Raw genomic sequence first — 19,151 nt, 5'->3', positions numbered from 1 at the left:
GTGGCTCGACACATATACCAGTGCCCGCTGCGCTGGTCGGACATGGACGCCTTCGGGCACGTCAACAACGCCGTCTTCGTCCGGTACTTGGAAGAGGCGCGCATCGACTTCATGTTCCGGCTGGCGCCCGGTGACGGGTCCCCGTCGTTCTCCGGCGGATCGGTCGTGGCCCGCCACGAGATCGACTACGTACGGCCGTTGGTGCACCGGCACGAGCCGGTCACCATCGAGTCGTGGGTGACGAAGATCGGTGCGGCGTCGCTGACCATCGCCTACGAGATCAAGGACGCGGACCAGGTGTATGTGCGGGCCTCGACCGTGGTCGTGCCGTTCGATCTGGAAGCGCAGCGGCCGCGGCGGATCTCCGCAGAGGAGAGGTCGTTCCTGGAGGCGTACGTCGACGACGGTTCCGACAGCGGCTCGGGGGCGCTTGCCGCATGACAGCGCGGCTGCACTTCGTCGATGCCGGGGAGGCGGCGGACCTCGCCGCCTTCCTGGCGCGGCTGATCCACTACGACAAGGCGGCCGCCGTGCGGCTGCAGGCCGCCGGGGACACGCTCGCCGTGTTCGGGCGGCCGCCGTCGTTCGAGGTGCTCGCCATCCGTACGGCGCGGCTCGCCAAGCCGTACGAGAACGCGATCCACACCACGCTCGACGTCACCGTCTCCGCCGGTGAGTTCCTGGAGTCCGTGGGCGAGTCGGCGCAATCCGTGACGGCGGCGGGTGTCGCCGCCGTGCCCGAGGCCGTGACCGGGCCCCCGTGGGCGGGCGTGCTGCCGCCGCGGGGCGGCTGGCGCCAGGAGCCGGGGCTTCCAGCCGCGGACGCGGTGCGCGGCCTGGTGGCGGCCGCCGTCGCCGAGTTCAAGGCGCGCGTCGAGGAGCTGCCGACGGAGCGGCGCGTGCGCGCCGAGCTGGATCGCGTGGGCCGGGAGATCTGGTCCCGCACGATCGGCGAGACGGGGCTGCCCGTCCGCGCCGCGCACGCCGCGCAGTCGCTGGGTTTCCTGCGGGGGGACACGCTGACCCTGCTGTCCTCGGGGGCGTGGCTCCGACTGCGTACGGCTTATGGGTCCGTCGCGGTGCGGCGGGCCGGCGTCGGCGGGCTCTCGGTCACGCCCGCCTGACGTTTCTAAGGGCGCGGCCGGGTCAGCCCTCGGAGTTCACCATCGACGCCGCCGCGTACGTCAGGTAGTTCCACAGCGTCCGCTCGTGCTCCTCGGAGAGCCCGAGCTGGTCGACCGCCGCGCGCATGTGCTTCAGCCAGGCGTCGTGCGCCGCCCTGTCCACGGTGAACGGCGCGTGCCGCATGCGCAGGCGCGGGTGGCCGCGGTTGTCGCTGTAGGTGCGGGGGCCGCCCCAGTACTGCATCAGGAAGAGCGCGAGGCGCTCCTCGGCCGGGCCCAGGTCCCCCTCCGGGTACATCGGCCGCAGCAGCGGGTCCTCCGCGACCCCCTGGTAGAAGAGGTGCACCAGGCGCCGGAAGGTCTCCTCGCCGCCGACCTGTTCGTAGTAGGTCTGCTCCTGAAGCGTGCCGCGCGGGATCTCTTTCACACCGTCCATGGTCTCAGACGGCGCGACCGAGGACTGAAGGCTTAGGACCATCCCCCTTCGGCCCCCCGAGAGCCGCACGGGATCATCCCGCTCCCGCCACTCGCATCGGCGGCGTCCGCGCAGCACAGTGGACTCATGGAACCCGATCCTGCACTCGTGGCCGAGGTCCGCACCGCCCTCGTGCGTGAGATCGAGGCGAGCGGGGCCTGGCGCGCCGATCCCGCCTGGCGAGCGGCGTTCGAGGCGGTGCCGCGCCATCTGTTCGTGCCGTACTACTACATCATCGGCAGGGGCGGCGCCTACGAACGCCTGTGGGGCGAGGACCCCGACGCCGCGCGCCGCACCCGCTGGCTGCGCGGCGCCTACGCGGACGCGCCGCTCGCGACCCGCGTACGCGACGGGGAGCTGGTCTCGTCCAGCAGCCAGCCGTCCCTGATGGCGAAGATGCTCACCGAGCTGGAGGTACGTGAGGACGACCGCGTCCTGGAGATCGGCGCCGGCACCGGCTACAACGCGGCGCTGCTCGCCCACCGGCTCGGCGACGACCACGTCACCACCGTCGATCTCGACCCCGAGATCACGGAGTCCGCGCGGCGGCACCTCACGGCCGCCGGGCACCGCCCGGCCGTGGTGACGGGCGACGGGGCGGCCGGCTGTCCCGAGCGCGCGCCCTACGACCGGATCATCGCCACCTGCACCCTCACCTCGGTGCCCCGGCCGTGGCTCGCCCAGTGCGCCCCCGGCGCCCGTGTCCTCGCGCCGCTGGCGACCGGCCTGATCGCGCTGACCGTGCGCGACGCGGAGCACGCCGAAGGGCGCTTCCTGCACACGCCCGCCTACTTCGTGCCGCTGCGCGGTGGCAGCGGAAAGGCCCCGCACGAGCAGCACATCGGAGGGCTGCCGCGCAGGGCCATGCAGAACGAGCTGTTCCGTTTCCTTCTGGAGCTGACCGGGGGCAGCCTCGACCCGCACGAGGCGCTCGCGCTGTGGGAGCGCGAGGGCCGGCCGGTGCGGGAGCGCTTCGGGGTCAGCGTGCGCGGGCGGTACGAGTGGGCCTGGCTGGACGACCCCGAAGGGCCGTACGCCTGGCCACTGTGACCGCCCGCGACGAAGGGGTGGTCGTGGTCAGTCGCGGCGGACCGTGATCGTCGTCCAGGCGCCCACGTGCACCTGGTCGCCGTCCTGGAGCGGGACCGGGACGAACGGCTGGATGGGCTCCTCGCCGCCGTTGACCGTGGTGCCGTTCGTGGAGTTCTGGTCGACGACCGCCCAGCTGCCGTCCGGCTGCTGGACAAGCACCGCGTGCTGGTGCGAGACGCCCGGGTCCTCCGGAGGCACCGACAGGTCGATGTCCGGGGTGTCGCCCGTGGAGTGACGGCGGCGGCCGATGCTGATCTGGTTGCCGGCCAGCGGGCGCTGCTGCTCCGGGGAGTACGCGGGCAGGTTCAGGCTCGACGCCTCGGGGCCGCTGCGCTGCATCATCGCCATGAAGTACTCGCGGTCGGGACCGATCGTCGCCGTCCACGTGCCGGGGCCCTGCGGGGCCTGCGGCTGCGGGGGCTGCGGCTGCGACACCTGCGGCTGCGGGGGCTGCTGCTGTGGCGGCTGCGGCGCCTGCTGCTGCGGGGGAACCTGCTGGAAAATGTCCTGCCGCTGGAACGGCTGCTGCTGCGCCGGGGACGACGGGGGCGAGATCACCCAGTCGTCGTCGCCTCCGCCGAAGGACGGGCCGCCGGAGCCGGGCTGCGGCGGGGGAGGCGGTCCCTGCGGGGCGCCGGTCTCCTGCGGGAACGCGGGCGGACCCGGCTGCTGGAAGGCCTGCGGGGCGCCGGGAGGCGGGGCCTGGCCGGGGCCTTGCCCGCCGTAGCCCTGCTGGCCGGGGCGCTGCTGACCCGGACCGGGCTGACCCGGACCAGGCTGACCGGGACCGGGCTGACCGGGACGCCCGCCGTTGCCGTTGCCTCCGCCGTTGCCGAACGGCGGGATCGGCTCCGCGGGGCGGTTCATCTGCGAGGGGCGCGAGCCCTGGTACTCGTACGGGCCCTGCCCGGGGTGCTGCGGAGGCACACCGGGACCGCCCTGGGTGCCCGGCAGCGGCGGGTTGGGCGCGGCCGGGGTGTACGACGTCGCCGTGTTCGTCAGGAAGTTCCAGCGGCACTCCTCGCAGAACGGCGCGTTCGCCTCGCGGGGCGTGCGGCACTGCGGGCACAGCTCCGCCTCGGGCGCCGGTTCCGGCACGGCGGCCAGACGCGGGCGCCCGGGGCCGGGCTGCGGGAAGTTCGGGTCCTGGCCGGGGGGCGGCGGCGGATAGCCGTACCCGGCCGCGGGCGGCGGGGGAGGAGGGGGCGGCGGTACGGCACCGGCCATGCGGTGACCGCAGACCTCGCACCAGTCGTCGGAACCCGACTGGTGTCCGTTCGGGCAGGTCGGCATGTCGGCGCTTCCCCCTCTCCTTCTCCGGCCCGAGGGCCGTACGTACGCGGACGTTCTTCCACTGCTGTTACTGCTAGCGCTTCTTCACGCGAACGGTCTTCGTCGAGCGAGTCTCAAGTGTCATCTCGTCCGCTTCGGCGACCTTCGCCTTCAATCGAACAGTACCTTCCGCGGCATCCACCACGTCCACCACCTTCGAAAGCAGTTTCGCCGTATCCGCGTTGCCCGAGGCGGCCGCCAGCTGGACGGCGCGGCCCAGTTTGGCGGTCGCCCCGTCGACATCTCCCGATTTGCGGGCGTCGAGTCCCTGCTGGATGACTTGCGCCAGTTCCGCCTGGCCCGTGTAGTGCGCGACCTGCGGATTGATGGAGGTGGAGGCCGCCATGTCGTCCGTCCACACCGCCCGCACCAGGCCCTGCGACAGCGTCTGCGCGCTGCCGTCACCCTGCGGTACGACCAGGGAGACCCGGGCCGCGAGCATCTCCTGGCCGAGGTCGGCGGTCGGCACCTGTACGCAGATGTGGTAGTCGCGGGACTCGTCGCCCCAGGACCCCGTCGGGTAGTCCCCGGCGCGCGGCCCCGCCTCCGTACGGCGGTCGGTCAACTCCTCGACCCTGGGCGCCACTTGCTTGACGAATTTGATCTCCACGCCTACTGGCGTCCACAGCCGCAGGCTGACGTCGGCGACCTCCTTGCCCATCGCCGTCTCCATCATCTGCGTGAAGTCGGCACAGAGATGGGCCGGGTCGGCGACGATGTCGGCGGTGCCGAGCAGTGCGGAGGCTATGCCTGTGACCTCCTTCACCTCCCAGTCCGTGCCGACGCCGCGGGCGTCGCAGGTGAAGCGGCCCGCGCAGGAGTCGAGCGCGGCCTTGAGGGCGTCGGGTGACTCGTGTTCATTGCGGCCGTCGGTGAGCAGGATGCCGTGCCGCACCGCGGAGTCGGGCACGTCGGCACAGGCCAGCAGGCGGTCGGCGAGCCGCAGCCAGGTGCCGATCGCCGTGCCGCCGCCCGCGCTGAGCCTGCGCAGCGCCTGCCTGGCCTGCTCGCGGGTCTCCGCGCTCGCCACCGCCAGGCGGCCGTTGCCCGGATAGACCTCCTTGGCGACGTGCGTACCGCCGATCACCGCGAAGCGCACGCCGTCGCGCACGGCGTCGATGGCGGCGGCCGTGGCGTCCCTGGCACCCCGCATCTTCGTCGGCGGATAGTCCATGGAGCCGGAGCAGTCCACCATGATCGCCACGGCGGCGTCCGGGCTCTGCCCCGCGGAGTACAGATGCGGGGCGCTCACCGCGGTGCCGATGGTGCCGCCTCCGGTGGAGGTCACCGTGGCGATGGCGTTGACCTCGCGGCCGCCCTCCGGCAGGAACTCGTTCTGGTAGACGTCGACCGAGAACTGCGGCACGTTCGACTTCGAGAAAATGGCCATGGATGCTGCTCCCCCTCAGATCCTCAAACTCCCGACAGCCCCGGTGCGGCCCCCGGCCCCCGTCCGGCGCTAGGCCGATCCTGCCCCTTGTGGCGCGTACCGGAACGGGACGACCGCCACTGTTACGTTGTCGTGGCCCCCGCCGTCCAGCGCGTGGCCGACCAGCACCTGGGCGCTGTGCAGCGGCCGGTCCGCGGCGTCGGCGGGCACGGCCCGCGCCATCTCGTCGACCGCTTCCGCGTAGTTCCACAGCCCGTCCGTGCACACCACCACTACACCCGCCCGGTCCGGCTTGAAGGAAGCGGTGTGCGGCTCCAGTTCGTACGCGTCCGCGCCGAGCCAGCCCGTGATGGCGTGCGCGCGCTCGTCGGCGTACGCCTCGGCCTCGTTCATCAGTCCCGCGGCGACCATCTGCGCGGCCCACGAGTCGTCCTCGGTGAGGCGGACGGTGGGGCCGCTGCGGTCGTCGGGCACCCAGTAGGCGCGGCTGTCGCCGACCCAGCCGATCACGAGCAGCCCTCCGGCGACGACCGCGCCGACCAGGGTGCAGGCGGGCGCGTTCTGGTGGGGGCTGTGCTCGCGCGCGGAAGTGGGCTCGTCGGCCAGCGAGTTGACGGCTTCGGCAGCCGACAGGATGGCGTCGTGCATGGCCTGCTGCGGATGCGTGCCGCGCGGCAGCGCGCCTTGCAGGGACTCGTTGGCGGCGCGGGAGGCGGCGAGGGAGGCCTCGTCCGGGCGGGTCGCGGAGGAGACGCCGTCGCAGACGATCGCGACGACGGCGGGGGAGCCGTCGGCCAGCGCGGCCGCGGAGATCGCGAACGCGTCCTCATTGCGGTGGTGGCGCAGGCCCCGGTCGCTGACCGCGGCGACCGCGTCCAGCTCCTGCTCCATGTGGTCGCGCTCGCGCGGCTGGGCGTGCCCGCAGTTCTCGCAGTACCCGTCCGGGTCGACGCGGCCGGAGCGGCAGGCCACGCAGAGCTTGGCGTCCGCGGACGGGGCGGGGCCGGGTGCGCCGGTACGCGGGTCGACCGCCGCGGCGTCGGGGCTGACCGTCGCGCCGGGGCAGGCCATCGCGTCCGGCGCGGGAGGCGTGCCTGGAGCGGCAGGTGTCCCTGGGGCGGCTGGCGCGTCGGATGCGGCGGGTGTACCCGGCACGGCAAGCGCGTCCGGCGCGGGAGGCGTACCCGGGGCGGCGGGTGTACCCGGCGCGGCAGGAGTGCCTGGGGTGGCGAGCGCGTCCGGCGCGGCAGGCGTCGGTAGTGGGTACTCGTCCGGTTCCGTCAGCTCCGTCCCCGCGGAGTCCGTGCCCGGCAGGTCGGTGGAGAGATGCGTGGGCGCCGGGGTGTCGGAGCTGTCGGCCTCGGGCGCGACGGGCCACTCGGAGGGCCGACCGGCCGCGGCCCCGTTGGGGGACGTGACGGGACGCGCCGGCACCGCCGACAGGTCGTACCCGCACGCACCACAGAACAGGTCACCCGACTCCAGCGGCTCCTCGCAGCTGGGACAGGCAGACAGTTGGGGCATCCGCGGCATCTGCGACATCACTCACACCCACGTCCGGGGGCGGAAACGGTTGGCCCGCTCCACCAGTTCGATCCTCTCCTCGCCACCCTGTGCGAGCCGGGCCAGTGTCCGGTACGAACGCTCCAGACCGAACCGGAGACCGCGCTCGTCCAGATCACTGCCGAGCAGCACGGTCCGCGTTCCGGTGGTGTCCGGTGGCGCGGAGACGTGACCAGAGTGCCTACCGGAGAGTACCCAGTCGAGCGCGGTCCCCAGCACCTCGGTCGACAGGCGCTCCCTGCGCACCGCGTCCAGACCGAAGCCCGCGAGCGCCTCGATCTGCCCCGCGGCGGCCGTCAGGTCGTCCAGGAACGCCGAGCCGGGCGACGCGGCCCGCGACTCCATACGGCGGCGAAGGCGCGCCCGCACCGCCGCGACCCGGGCCGCGGTGTAGTGGATGGACGACTCCGGCACCGACTCCAGGGTGCGCACCGCGCCCGTCCTGTCGTCGGCGGCGAGCCGCACCCGGGCCAGGCCGAACGCGGCGCTCACATAGCTGGGGTCGGTGGTCCACACCAGGCGGTAGTACTCGGCGGCGTTGTCCAGCTGGCCGAGGACCTCCGCGCAGACGCCGAGCGCCAGCTTCGGCGCGGCCTCGCCGGGGAACGCGTCGTAGACCGCGTCGAAGGAGAGCGCCGCGCTCTCGAAGTCGCCGGTCGCCAGGGCCGCCACGCCCCGGTACCAGACCACCCGCCAGTCGTCGGGGTGCCGGCGCTCCAGGTCGGCCAGCGCCTCGGCGGCCGGGCCCACCTCGCCCATGGCGAGCCGCGCGCGCAGCCCGCGCAGCTGCAGCTCGACGGAGTCGGCGGGCGCCGCCCCGAGCGCGGTGATCAGCTCGGCGGGCGCGGACGTCATCAGACCGGCGAGGAAGCCCGCGTTCGGGTCGTTCGGGTCGACGCGCGGCACCGGCAGCGCGAGCGCGGTCGCGGCGGCGTCCAGCGGCCGGACGATCGCGGCGGGCGGCGGCGCGGGCGGCAGCTCACGGCGGCTGCCCGAACCCTCCGGGACCAGCGGACGCACCCCGAACCGCGACACGTCGCCCGACAGCTCCGCGAACAGCTCCGTGTCCGTGACCTTCACCTCGGGGCCGAAGAGCGTGGAGAGCGAGGGCCGCGGCTTGCCCGTCTGCAGCGCCACGACCTCCCGCAGTACGCCCGTGAGCTGCTCGGCCATCTCCTGCGCGGAGGCGAAGCGGCGGGCCGGGTCCGGGTCGGTGGCGCGCACGAGGAGCCGGTAGAACGACTCGTACGTACGGAAGACCTCGATGTTGTCGGGGTCGGGCAGCGAGTCCACGAACACGTTCGTATAGCCCTGGAAGTCGAACGTCAGGACGGCGAGGGTGCGCGCGACGGTGTAGAGGTCGGAGGCCACCGAGGGGCCCACCTCGGCGACTTCGGGGGCCTGATAGCCGACCGTGCCGTAGATCGCGGACTCGTCGTCGTCCATCCTGCGGACCGCGCCCATGTCGATGACCTTGAGCTGGCCCTCGGTCTGGATGGCGTTGTCGACCTTGAAGTCGCAGTACAGGAGGTTGCGGCTGTGCAGATGGCCGAGGGCTTCCAGCGCCTCGATGCCGTACGCGCACGCCTGCTCGACCGGCAGCGGATCGCGTCTGCCGCCGGCCGTGCGGCGGTCGTTGGCGATCTCCTTCAGGGACTTCCCGCCGACGTACTCCATGACGATGTAGCCGTCCATGGAGCCCGTGCGCTGGTCGAGGTGCTCGACGAAGTTGTAGATCCGCACGATGTTGGAGTGCTCGATCTCGGCGAGGAAGCGGCGCTCGGAGATCGCGGCGGCCATCGCGTCCTGGTCGCCCGTGTCGAGCAGGCCCTTGAGGACCACCCAGCGGTCGGACACCGCCCGGTCGATGGCGAGATAGACCCAGCCGAGACCGCCGTGCGCCAGACAGCCCACGACCTCGTACTGGCCGTGCACGATGTCGCCGGGGTTCAGCTTCGGCACGAACGAGTACGGGTGGCCGCACTTGGTGCAGAACCCCTCGGTCCGGCCCGGCCGCTCCCCCCGCGCGCGGCCCACCGGCGCCCCGCAGTCCGAGCGCGAGCAGAACCGCTTGCGCTCGGGCACCTCCGGGTTCTCCTGCACCGCCCCGCGCGGATCGGGGCGCGGCACGTCCGGCACGGTGACCAGACCGACGCCGAGCCGTCCCCGGCTCGACGACGAGGCCGCCGAGCCCGAACTGCGCACCGACACCGAACGCGACGTCGAGCCGCCCGACACGGAACGGGAGAGCCGCCCCGACACCGACCTGCGCGAGGACTGCGACCGGGACGACCGGGACGAGCGCGAGGACGCGCGGGAAGAGGAGCGGGCGCTCGAACTGCCCGACCCCCGCGCCCCCTTGCCGCCGCCCGTGATGCCCGTCGGCGGCGAACTCACCCCGCCGTCCGGCGCGACGACCGGGGCCAGACCGCACGTGTCGCAGTACAGCTCGCCGCCGCCGACGTCCTCGTACGACCCCGGGCATCCGGGCCGCTGACACTGCCGCTGGCTCACGCTTCCCCCCTCCGGTCGGCGGGCCCGCCCTGCTGCGGGACCCTCGGCACGAGCACCTCGGCGGCGGCCTGCTGATAGCGCAGCACCGCCTGCTCGGCCACGCGCAGATCGCAGGGCGCGCTCCACAGCATCCGGCGCGCCGCGTCGTACCGCTCGATCAGGAGCGGGTCCTCGGCGTGGCCGTGCCGGGCGACCTTCGCCTTGTACGCGTCCAGGCGGCCGCGCAGCTCGGCGCGGACCGCGAGCGGCGCCGTGACGGCGGTCAACGACTCGCGGGCGCGCAGCAGTTCGTCCTCGGCCTTCCGCTCCAGGGACTCCAGGAGCGGCGAGAGGCGGTGCCACTGGGCGTGCCTGCGGTAGTCGGAGGCCATCGCCAGCTGCTCCTGGAGCACGGTCGGCGGGCCGCTGACCACGGGCACCTCGGAGGCGGCGATCTTCGCGAGGACCTCGCCGCGGGCGCTCCTCGCCTCCGCGAGGGTGCGGTCCGCGCGGGAGAGCACGTCACGCAGCCTGCCGAGGCGGGCCTCCGCGTCCTGGCGGACGGTGAGCACCGCCTCGATCTCGCGGCGCACCTCTTCCAGGGCGCGCGCCTCACGGTCGTAGCGGTCGGTGTGCGGGCGGCCGCCGCCGGGCGCCGAACTGCCCTCGGCACGCTGCCAGAAGGCGAGCGGGTCGCTGATCACCTGCTCGCGCAGGGCCGTCAGGGCGCGCGTGATGCGCTCCAGGTCGTCGCCCGAGGGGTGCTCCCCGGGGCGTACGCCGACGGAGTGCGCGAGGTGACGGGTGCGGGCCAGCTCGGCGGCGAGCAGGTCGATGCGGGCGGGCAGCGCCGACCACACGGCGTCGGCGGCGACGACCATGTCGAGGGAGTGCGCGTACAGGTCGTTCATGCGGGTCACCAGCTCTTCGAGCGTGAAGCGCTCGGTGAGCTTGGCCGGTCCGGTGATCGACGGGGACGTGCCGGACGTGGAGCCGCCCGCGACCGTGACGGACTCGCCGCGCAGCAGCTCCGTCAGCTCGACCAGGTCGTCGCGGTTGAGCCAGCGTCTGCGGGCGCGCAGCTCGCGTGCGGTGTTCAGGGCGCCGGCGTAGGCGTCGAAGTAGGCCCAGAGCAGGGTGATGCGGCTCTCCGTGGCCACCCAGCGCTCCTGGGTGACGCCGGTGAGCCGGGCGCCTTCGAGCAGGCGGCGGCCCGCGTGGTCCTGGAGGGCGAGGAGCGAGGTCTCGATCGCCTCGTGCTCGGCGTCGAGCCGCGCCAGCGCACGGTCCACCTCGTCCCGGTCCATCAGCGGACCGGGGGGTCCCGTGACGCTCATCGATCACCTCTCCGCTCTGCTGCGTTGCCGTAACACTTCAGTGGTACCAGGTCGGTTGCCCGCGTCAGTCGCGGTACTCGGGGGCCGGTGGGCCGGACGTCTCGCCGAGGCCCTTCTCCAGCCACTTGTCGTAGGACTTCCGCCAGCCGTGCTTCTTGTCCTCGCGGTAGTCCTCCAGGACCTTGTTGACCCGGCGGACCAGGTCGTCCGAACCTTTCTTCATCGCCACGCCGTAGTGCTCCGTGGTGAACGGTTCCTCGCCCTTGAGTTCGACCGTCGGGTCCTGCGCGGCCTGGCTCGCGGCGAGCGCGCTGTCGGTCACCACGGCGTCCACCTCTCCGAGTTGGAGCCGCACCAGGCAGTCGAGCTGGTTGGGCACCGTGGTGGAGATATCGGCGCCGAAGTTCTCCTTCTTGAGCTCCTCCAGGGCGATGGAGCCCACGGCCGAGCAGATCTTCTTGCCCTTGAGCGTTTCGTTGTACCCCGTGATGTCGGACTTCGGCTTCCTGGGGGCGAGGACCTGCTGGCCCGTCTCGAAGTACCCCGTGGAGAAGTCGACGTCCTTCAGGCGGTCGCAGTTGACCGTCATGGTGCGTACGACCATGTCGACCTGGCCGCTCTTGATCGCCGGGATGCGCTGGTTGGTGGGTATGGCGCGGAAGACGACGGCGTCGCGGTCGCCGAAGATCTCCTCGGCGATCTCGCGCGCGAGGTCGATGTCGAACCCTTCGAGCTCGCCGCCCTCCTTGTTCGGGTCGCGGTAGCCCCAGCGGTAGCTGTTCTGGTCGACGCCTACGACGAGCTTCTTCACCTCGCGGTTCTTGATGGCGTCGATCGTCGGGCCGTCCTCGCCCGAGGGGGGCAGACTCCGGTCGTTGCAGTCTCCGGCGTCGGCCCGCGCGGGAGCGGCCACCGTGACGCCGGAGCCGTGGCCCGCCGCCGCGCCGTCGCCCTTCTGCGGAGGGAGGGCCAGGACGAGTGCCCCCGTCACGGCGCAGGCGAGCCCCATCGCGCCGACTCCGCCCCAGCCGCGCAGCCTGACGCCCGAGCCACGCAGCCTGACCGTGCCACGTCGTGTACGCATCGTCCGCGCGCCCCCTTCCACCTCTGACCCCATCACCTGTACTCCGAAAGCCTGCGGCCGATGCCGAGCACGGCGCCCGCCGCGGCGAGGACCGCGAGCACGGCGGCGCCGACCGGCAGTCCCGTCATGGCGCCCCTGCCGTCCTTGGCTGCCTGCTTGAACTCACGCTGTTCGTGCGCCAGGGCGCGGTCCAGGGCGGCGTCCACATTGTCGAAGCACTCGCCCGTCGGCTTGACGTCCTCGTCGTTCTTGTCGCCTATGACCTTGTCGAGCGCGCCCTGGTAGTCGCCGGAGTCGTCGCTGGAACGGGCCTCCTTGTGGCGGTCCTGCCAGACGCCCACGTTCTCCACGGCCTCGTCCACCGGAAGCCCGCCGGCGTCGTCGTCGGCCAGATCGGCCGCCTTGCCGAGCAGTCCGCTCTCGGCGTCGCCGAGCTGCTTCATCTGCGCGCGGTAGGAGACGTCGAACTTGTCCTTGGTCTCGCCGCCCACCTCGGTGGTCTCCGCACCGCGGCTGACCAGCGTCAGGTTCTCGTTGCCCCGCGCCTTCAGGGAGCTGATGCGGGCGTCGTTGAGGACGTTCAGGGACCGCACGCCGTCGTCGTACGACTCGTTCAGCCCCGAGCGGGCGAAGGTGTGACCGGCGACGAGCCAGAGCAGTACGACCGTGGTGGCGGCGGTCGCGGCGAGCAGGCCGTGGTTGAAGACCCGGTTCGTACGGCGGTAGTTGCGGCGCTGTGCCCAGGCGAGGGCGGCGAGCGCGAGGACGCCGAGGGCGATGGCGAACCAGGGGTACGGCTTGGCCTTGCCGTAGTCCGAGCTGAGCCTCTCGTTCTCCGCCTTGTAGAGCTTCTCGGCGGCCGGGAGCATCTGCGTCTGCATCTTGTCGTTGGCGTAGCGCAGATAGGCGCCGCCGAGCGGCAGGCCCTGGCGGTTGTTCGCGCGGGCGCGCTCGATCAGGCCCGTGTACTGGGGCAGCAGCTTGTTCAGCTTGCCGACGGCGGTGGCCGACGAGGAGTCCGAGCCCGCGTTCGACGCGGCCGTCGCGAGCTTCTGCGAGGCCCGCTCGATGTCGCGCTCGTACCGGTCGCGGACGGTCGCCGGTTCCTGGCCCCCCGCCAGGAAGCCGCTGGACGCCGCCGTGTTGGCGTCCGCCAGTGAGCGGTAGATGGCCGCGGCGTCGGCGCTCAGCGGCTGGCTGCGGTGCAGCACGTCGTCCGCGGCGGCCGAGCGGTCCGTCATCTGCCAGGTGGTGACCGCGCCGAACGCGACGACGAGCAGGGCCAGGACGGCGCCGATGATCCGCAGCCTGCCCGGCTCCGTGGTCGCGGCGGCGCGCAGCCGGTCCGTGCCCTCGGCCCAGGCGGTGCGGCGCGGGCCGGTCGCGGTCGGCTGCGTGGGCTGCCGCCGGGTCTGCGGCGGGACGGCGGGCATCGTCGGCACGGGCTGCCCCGGGGCGTGCCCAGGAGGCACGGGCGGCACGGGCGGACCCGGCGGCACCGCGCTGCCCTTCGGCGGATATGTCACCTGGACCTCGACCTCCCCCTTGGTCATCTGGTCATCGGACGGTTGCTTCCGCCCGACGCGCACGGCGCGGGAAGAAGTGCACGGCCGCAAGTATCGCCGCAGGCACTGACATCCGCACAGGCCTTGGCCCGATCTTGCGCGGATCCCCTGCCCTGGAACACGAGTTTGGCGGCACACCGGTTCCCGCCCGCGTACACGGCGCGTGCGGGAACCGCCGTCAGCGCCGGTGCGCGCCGCCTTCGTAGTGCCCCCGCACCCGGGCGTGCACCCCGGTAGGCGCCCCCGCCCGGTCCAGTCCCAGCAGCGCCGCGCCCAGCACCGGACGGGCGGCGACCACCCGCGGCTCCGCCTTCGGTGCGCGCTCGGCGAGCAGGGCGCGCACACGGTCGTCCAGTTGGGGGTGGCGCGCCGCGAGGACGCTGCCGCCGAGGAGGACCGGGGTCTCCTCGCCGAGCAGGTCCAGGCGGTCCAGGGCCACGGTGGCCATGGCGACGACCTCGTCGGCCATCCGGTCCACCAGCGAGCGCGCCACCGCGTCGCCCGCCGCCGCGACGGCGAAGAGCACCGGCGTCAGCTCATGCCGCCGGACGGGGGCGATGCGCCCCAGGTGCAGCGCCTCGATCAGCGCGTACATGGACGGCAGTCCGAAGTGCGCGGGCAGCGCGACCCGCAGCGCGGTCGGCCCGCCGCGGCCGTCCTCGGCCCGTGCCGCGTGCCACAGCGCCTCCTCGGCGAGGCCGCCGCCCCCGCCCCAGTCGCCGGAGATCCGGCCGATCGCGGGGAAGCGGGCGGTGCGTCCGTCCGGCAGCATGCCCACGCAGTTGATGCCCGCCCCGCACACCACGGCGACGCCCCGCGGCTCCGCGTCCTCCAGGAGCCCGGCGCGCAGCACGGCGAACGTGTCGTTGTGGACGTCGACGGACGTGCCCCAGCCGCGCCGCCGAAGCGCCTGGGCCAACTCCCGCTCCTCCACCGGGAGGTCGGCATTGGCCAGGCACGCGGACACATGGCCCACGGAGTCGACGCCCGCCTCGGTGAGCGCCCGCGTCACCGCGTCCGCGAGCACGTCCACCGCCGGCTCGACACCGACCTGGGGCGGCTGGAACCCGCCGCCGCGGGCCGCGCCGACGACCCGCCCGTCGGCCGCGACCACCGCGACGTCGGTCTTGCTGTTGCCCGCGTCGATCGCGAGCACGCTCGTGCCTACGCCCACGCCAGGTGCTCCCGGTTGTGCGCGATCAGGCGGTCGGTGAGCGCTTCCGCGTGCGCGTACTGCCCGACCAGCGGATGGGCGAGCAGCGCCTTGAAGACGCGGTCGCGGCCGCCGTGCAGGGCCGCCTGGAGCGCCAGGTCCTCGTAGCCGGTGACGTGGGCGACGAGACCCGAGTACAGCGGGTCGAGTGCGGGCACGGCGAGCGGCTTGGCGCCCGTGCCGTCCACCGTGGCCTGCACCTCGATGACCGCGTCGTCGGGGAGGAACGGCAGCGTGCCGTTGTTGACGGTGTTCACCACCTGGTAGGGGCTGCCGCCGTTGCCGAGCAGCGACGCCGCCAGGTCCACGGCCGCCTCCGAGTAGAAGGCGCCGCCGCGCTTGGCGAGCAGCTCCGGCTTCTCGTCGAGCGTCGGGTCGCCGTACATCTTCAGCAACTCACGTTCCATCTTGGCCACTTCGGCGGCGCGCGACGGCTTGGTCCGCAGCTCCTCGACCACCGCGTCGTGCTGGTAGTAGTAGCGCAGGTAGTACGAGGGCACGACACCGAGCCGGTCGACGATCTCGCGCGGCATGTGCAGATCCTCGGCGACCGCGTCGCCGTGCTCGGCGAGCAGCTTCGGCAGTACGTCACCGCCACCGGGACCCCCGATACGTACGCCCGTCTCCCAGGTGAGGTGATTGAGCCCCACGTGATCGAGGTGCACCTCGCCCGGCGCGACATCGAGCAGCTTCGCGAACTTCCGCTGGAAGCCGATCGCCACGTTGCACAGCCCGACGGCCTTGTGCCCGGCCTGGAGCAGGGCCCGCGTGACGATGCCCACCGGGTTGGTGAAGTCGATGATCCAGGCTTCCGGGTTGGTCCGGCGTACGCGCTCGGCGATGTCCAGGACGACGGGCACCGTGCGCAGTGCCTTCGCGAGCCCGCCCGCGCCGGTCGTCTCCTGGCCGACGCAGCCGCACTCCAGCGGCCATGTCTCGTCCTGGTCGCGGGCCGCCTGCCCGCCGACGCGCAGTTGCAGAAGGACCGCGTCGGCGTCGGCGACGCCCGCGTCCACGTCGGACGTGGTGACGACGCGGCCGGAGTGCCCCTGCTTGGCGAAGATGCGCCGCGCGAGGCCGCCCACCAGCTCCAGACGGTCGGCGGCCGGGTCGACGAGAACGAGTTCCTCGATCGGCAGGGTGTCCCTCAGACGAGCGAATCCGTCGATGAGTTCGGGTGTGTAGGTCGACCCTCCGCCGACCACTGCGAGCTTCATTGCGTGTCTCAGCCCTTTACTCCGGTGAGGGTGACGCCTTCGACGAAGGCCTTCTGTGCGAAGAAGAAGACGGCGATGACCGGCGCCATGACGAGCAGCGTCGCGGCCATGGTCAGGTTCCAGTTGACGCTGTGGGCGCTCTTGAAGGATTCGAGGCCGTACGACAGTGTCCAGGCGCCGGGGTTCTGAGCCGCGTAGATCTGCGGCCCGAAGTAGTCGTTCCAGCAGTAGAAGAACTGGAAGAGCGCGATGGCGGCGATGCCCGGCTTGGCCATCGGCACGACGATCTTGACGAGCGTACGGAACTCACCGCAGCCGTCGACCTTCGCCGACTCGATGTACTCCTTGGGAATGGTGAGGAGGAACTGCCTCAGGAGGAAGATCGAGTACGCGTCGCCGAACGCCATCGGGATGATCAGCGGCCACAGCGTGCCCGACAGGTGCAGCTGCTGCGCCCACACCAGGTACATCGGGATCACGATGACCTGAGGCGGCAGCATCATCGTCGAGATGACGAGCAGCATCGCGGTGCGCCGGCCCCGGAAGCGGAACTTCGCGAGCGCGTACGCCACGGGTATCGCCGAGCAGACCGTGAGCAGCGTGCCGAGACCCGCGTACAGCAGGGAGTTGCGCCACCACTCCAGGAAGCCCGGTGTGTCGAACACCGTCCTGTAGTTGGACCAGTGCCAGGAGTCGGGCCACAGGTCGCCGCTCATCGCCTGGGAGTCGCTCATCACCGACGTCAGGAAGACGAAGACGAACGGCAGTACGAAGAGCAGCGCGACCGCGATGGCCACACTGTGTACGGCGATCCAGTGCAGGATCCGCTTGCGGCGGGCGCGGGCGGCGGCGGGGCCCCGGAGCGGGGCGGTGCGTTGGGGTGCGGCCGGCGCGCTGAGAGCGGTAGTCGTCATGAGTCCTCGGTCCTCAGTTCTCAGTTCTCAGTCGTCCGCCGCGAGCAGCCCGGAGCGCTTGCGCATCAGGAGCGTCGTCACGGCCATGGCGATGGCGAAGAGCACGAGCGAGAGCACGCACGCCGCGCCGGTGTTGAAGTTCTGGAAGCCCATCGAGTAGACGAGCTGGGGGACCGTGAGGGTCGAGTGCTCCGGGTAGCCGGGCTGGATCACCGAACCGGGGCCGATGGAGACTCCGGAGGCGACCTTCCCCGCGACCAGGGCCTGTGTGTAGTACTGCATGGTCTGCACGACGCCGGTGACCACCGCGAACATCACGATCGGTGTGATCGACGGCCAGGTGACGTACCGGAACCTGGCCCACGCCCCGGCGCCGTCCAGCTCGGCCGCCTCGTACTGCTCCTTCGGCACGTCGAGCAGCGCGGCCATGAAGATCACCACCAGGTCGCCGATGCCCCACAGGGAGAGCAGCACCAGAGAGGGCTTGGCCCAGTCGGGGTCGTTGAACCAGTTCGGCGCGGATACGCCGACCGCGCCCAGGATCTCGTTGACCGGCCCCGAGCCCGGATTGAGCAGGAAGACGAACGCGACGGTGGCGGCGACCGGCGGAGCGAGATACGGCAGGTAGAAGGCGGTACGGAAGAACCCGGCGCCCGTCTTGATCTTCGTGATGAGCAGCCCGAGCGAGAGCCCGAAGACCACCCGGAGCGCCACCATGATCACGACCAGCCACAGGGTGTTCCACAGGGCGGGCCCGAACAGTGGCATCTGCTCGAACACGTACTTCCAGTTCCGCAGGCCCACGAAGGTGGGCTCCTTGATCTGGTTGTAGTGCATGAACGAGAAGTAGACGGTCGCGATCAGCGGATACGCGAAGAAGACGCTGAAACCGACCAGCCAGGGGGAGAGGAAACCGAGCGTGCGCAGTCTGCGGCGCGCCGGGTTGGAGAGGGAAAGTGCCATGACTCGGGGGCTCCTCAGCTCTTCGACTGGAGAGTGTCGGCGTCGATCTGGTCGTCGAGCTTCCGTAGGCCCCCGCGCAGACCGGGGACGCGCCCGGCCTCCACCGAGTACGCGAAGTCCATCAGCGAGACGACGTACGCGCCGCCGTTCGTGGAGGGCGGCAGGGCCTCGCTGTGCTTGTTCTCCAGGATGTCGAAGAAGGCGCGGAAGGTCGGGTCGGCGTCAAGGCGCGGCGACTTGAGGGCCGCGTACGTGGACGGCACGTTGTGGATGGCGTTGGCGAAGTCCACGACCTGGTCGGTGTCCGTGGTCAGGAACTTCACCAGCTCCCACGCCGCGTTCTGGTGCTTGCTGCTGTGCGCGATGCCGGCCACCGTGCCGGTGATGAAGCCGCGCCCGTAGGTGTCGGCCTGGTCGTCGGGGACGGGCAGCGGCGCGACCCCCCAGTCGAACTCCGCCTTGGCGTCCTTGAGCATGAGCCCGCGCCACTCGCCGTCGAGATGCATGGCGAGCTTCCCTGTCAGGAAGCCGTTCTGGCTCGACATCTCATCGCCGAAGGTCAGCCGGAACTTCTCCAGGTCGTCGAAGCCGCCCTGCGCGTCGGCGAGTTGCCGCGCGGTTTTCAGGAACTTGTACGTCGCCGGCTCCTCGGCCAGCCGCGACCTGCCGTCCGCGTCGAAGTACGTGGGCCCCCACTGCGCGAAGAGCCGGTCCGGGCTGTTCTGGTACAGCCGGAAGTTGGGCATGTACCCGACCCGCTTGTACGAGTCCTTGCCGCTGCGCACGGTCAGCTTCTTGGCGTCCCGTTCGAACTCGGACATGGTCCGGGGCGGGCGCTTGATGCCCGCCTCCTCGAAGGCGTCCTTGTTGTAGTACATGCCGAAGGCGTCGGCGAGGAGGGGAAGGGCGCACTGATTGCCCTCATAACTGGTGTAGTCGAGAAGCGTCTTCGGGAACACCTTCCGCTTGTCCACGCCCGTCTTCTTCATGAACGGGTCGAGGTCGACCCACATCCCTGAGTCGCAGTACTGCCCGACGTTGTTGGTGGTGAAGGACGACACCACGTCCGGGGCCTTGTCGCCGCCGGCGCGCAGGGCCTGGTTGACGGTGGCGTCGGTGACGTTCCCCGTCGACTCCACCTCGATGTTGGGGTGCAGCTCCTCGAACCGCTCGATGCTGTCGTCGACGGCCTTGACCTCGCCGGGCGTGGCCCAGCCGTGCCAGAACTTCAGCGTGACCGGCTTGGTCGGGTCGTCGTTCGCGCTGCCGACGCTCGGGTTGGCGCAGCCGGAGAGCAACAGACCGGCTGCGGCGAGCGCCGCGGACGCGCAGGTGGGCATGCGCCATCGCGGCATGGCGGACTTCCTTTACGGGGGAGGGGGTGTTCCG

General features: G+C 71.9%; 16 protein-coding genes. 3 read left to right on the top strand and 13 right to left on the bottom strand.

Translation table 11 applies throughout. The features are described from left to right. Together ACWDZ7_RS07900 and ACWDZ7_RS07895 are read left to right on the top strand one after the other, a co-directional pair. Nucleotides 1-441, top strand: a complete 441-nt coding sequence (locus ACWDZ7_RS07900) for an acyl-CoA thioesterase (protein ID WP_451795752.1) — start codon at nucleotides 1-3, stop codon at nucleotides 439-441. Further along, nucleotides 438-1,124, top strand: a complete 687-nt coding sequence (locus ACWDZ7_RS07895; protein WP_451795750.1) for a hypothetical protein — start codon at nucleotides 438-440, stop codon at nucleotides 1,122-1,124. The genes ACWDZ7_RS07900 and ACWDZ7_RS07895 overlap by 4 nt, the downstream gene beginning before the upstream one ends. Before the next feature lie 22 nt (nucleotides 1,125-1,146). Here ACWDZ7_RS07895 and ACWDZ7_RS07890 read toward each other — a convergent pair whose 3' ends face one another. Further along, entirely contained in the window at nucleotides 1,147-1,560 is a 414-nt protein-coding gene (locus tag ACWDZ7_RS07890; RefSeq protein ID WP_451518061.1) for a globin, read from the bottom strand. A 126-nt stretch (nucleotides 1,561-1,686) separates the two neighbouring features. On the opposite strand from ACWDZ7_RS07890, the gene ACWDZ7_RS07885 reads away from it, so the two are divergent. Then, nucleotides 1,687-2,649, top strand: coding sequence for a methyltransferase domain-containing protein (locus tag ACWDZ7_RS07885; protein ID WP_451795748.1), 963 nt, complete (start codon nucleotides 1,687-1,689; stop codon nucleotides 2,647-2,649). Nucleotides 2,650-2,676: 27 nt separating this feature from the next. Here the strand turns inward: ACWDZ7_RS07885 and ACWDZ7_RS07880 are convergent, their stop codons facing one another. From ACWDZ7_RS07880 to ACWDZ7_RS07825, 12 genes are all read right to left on the bottom strand, one after another. Beyond that, complete coding sequence (locus ACWDZ7_RS07880; protein ID WP_451795747.1) at nucleotides 2,677-3,984, bottom strand: FHA domain-containing protein; 1,308 nt, start codon at nucleotides 3,982-3,984, stop codon at nucleotides 2,677-2,679. 73 nt (nucleotides 3,985-4,057) lie between these two features. Continuing rightward, nucleotides 4,058-5,413 carry a vWA domain-containing protein gene (locus tag ACWDZ7_RS07875; protein WP_451795745.1) on the bottom strand — a complete coding sequence of 452 codons (1,356 nt, stop codon included), beginning with the start codon at nucleotides 5,411-5,413 and terminating at the stop codon, nucleotides 4,058-4,060. 69 nt (nucleotides 5,414-5,482) lie between these two features. After that, complete coding sequence (locus tag ACWDZ7_RS07870) at nucleotides 5,483-6,946, bottom strand: PP2C family serine/threonine-protein phosphatase (RefSeq protein WP_451795927.1); 1,464 nt, start codon at nucleotides 6,944-6,946, stop codon at nucleotides 5,483-5,485. A gap of 12 nt (nucleotides 6,947-6,958) precedes the next feature. After that, nucleotides 6,959-9,490, bottom strand: a complete 2,532-nt coding sequence (locus ACWDZ7_RS07865; protein WP_451795744.1) for a tetratricopeptide repeat protein — start codon at nucleotides 9,488-9,490, stop codon at nucleotides 6,959-6,961. Then, on the bottom strand, nucleotides 9,487-10,806 hold the full coding sequence (locus tag ACWDZ7_RS07860) for a hypothetical protein (protein WP_451795743.1): 1,320 nt from the start codon (nucleotides 10,804-10,806) through the stop codon (nucleotides 9,487-9,489). Before ACWDZ7_RS07860 ends, ACWDZ7_RS07865 begins: the two co-directional genes overlap by 4 nt. Nucleotides 10,807-10,870: 64 nt before the next feature. Further along, a complete protein-coding gene (locus ACWDZ7_RS07855; protein WP_451795741.1) occupies nucleotides 10,871-11,890 on the bottom strand; it encodes a glutamate ABC transporter substrate-binding protein in 1,020 nt (339 codons plus the stop codon). A 32-nt stretch (nucleotides 11,891-11,922) separates the two neighbouring features. Further along, nucleotides 11,923-13,443 carry a hypothetical protein gene (locus ACWDZ7_RS07850; RefSeq protein WP_451795739.1) on the bottom strand — a complete coding sequence of 507 codons (1,521 nt, stop codon included), beginning with the start codon at nucleotides 13,441-13,443 and terminating at the stop codon, nucleotides 11,923-11,925. 190 nt (nucleotides 13,444-13,633) lie between these two features. Continuing rightward, nucleotides 13,634-14,629: an N-acetylglucosamine kinase gene (locus tag ACWDZ7_RS07845; protein WP_451795737.1), complete on the bottom strand. Its 996-nt coding sequence runs from the start codon at nucleotides 14,627-14,629 to the stop codon at nucleotides 13,634-13,636. Further along, entirely contained in the window at nucleotides 14,620-15,885 is a 1,266-nt protein-coding gene (locus ACWDZ7_RS07840) for a 6-phospho-beta-glucosidase (RefSeq protein ID WP_451795735.1), read from the bottom strand. The genes ACWDZ7_RS07845 and ACWDZ7_RS07840 overlap by 10 nt, the downstream gene beginning before the upstream one ends. 8 nt (nucleotides 15,886-15,893) lie before the next feature. Beyond that, nucleotides 15,894-16,799, bottom strand: a complete 906-nt coding sequence (locus tag ACWDZ7_RS07835) for a carbohydrate ABC transporter permease (protein ID WP_451795734.1) — start codon at nucleotides 16,797-16,799, stop codon at nucleotides 15,894-15,896. Nucleotides 16,800-16,826: 27 nt separating this feature from the next. Beyond that, on the bottom strand, nucleotides 16,827-17,762 hold the full coding sequence (locus tag ACWDZ7_RS07830; RefSeq protein ID WP_451795732.1) for a carbohydrate ABC transporter permease: 936 nt from the start codon (nucleotides 17,760-17,762) through the stop codon (nucleotides 16,827-16,829). Nucleotides 17,763-17,776: 14 nt separating this feature from the next. Continuing rightward, entirely contained in the window at nucleotides 17,777-19,117 is a 1,341-nt protein-coding gene (locus tag ACWDZ7_RS07825; protein ID WP_451795730.1) for an ABC transporter substrate-binding protein, read from the bottom strand. Nucleotides 19,118-19,151: the final 34 nt, after the last annotated feature.

It is taken from the genome of Streptomyces sp. NPDC003032 (assembly GCF_053591415.1).
This window is presented reverse-complemented; position numbering and strand designations above follow the sequence as displayed.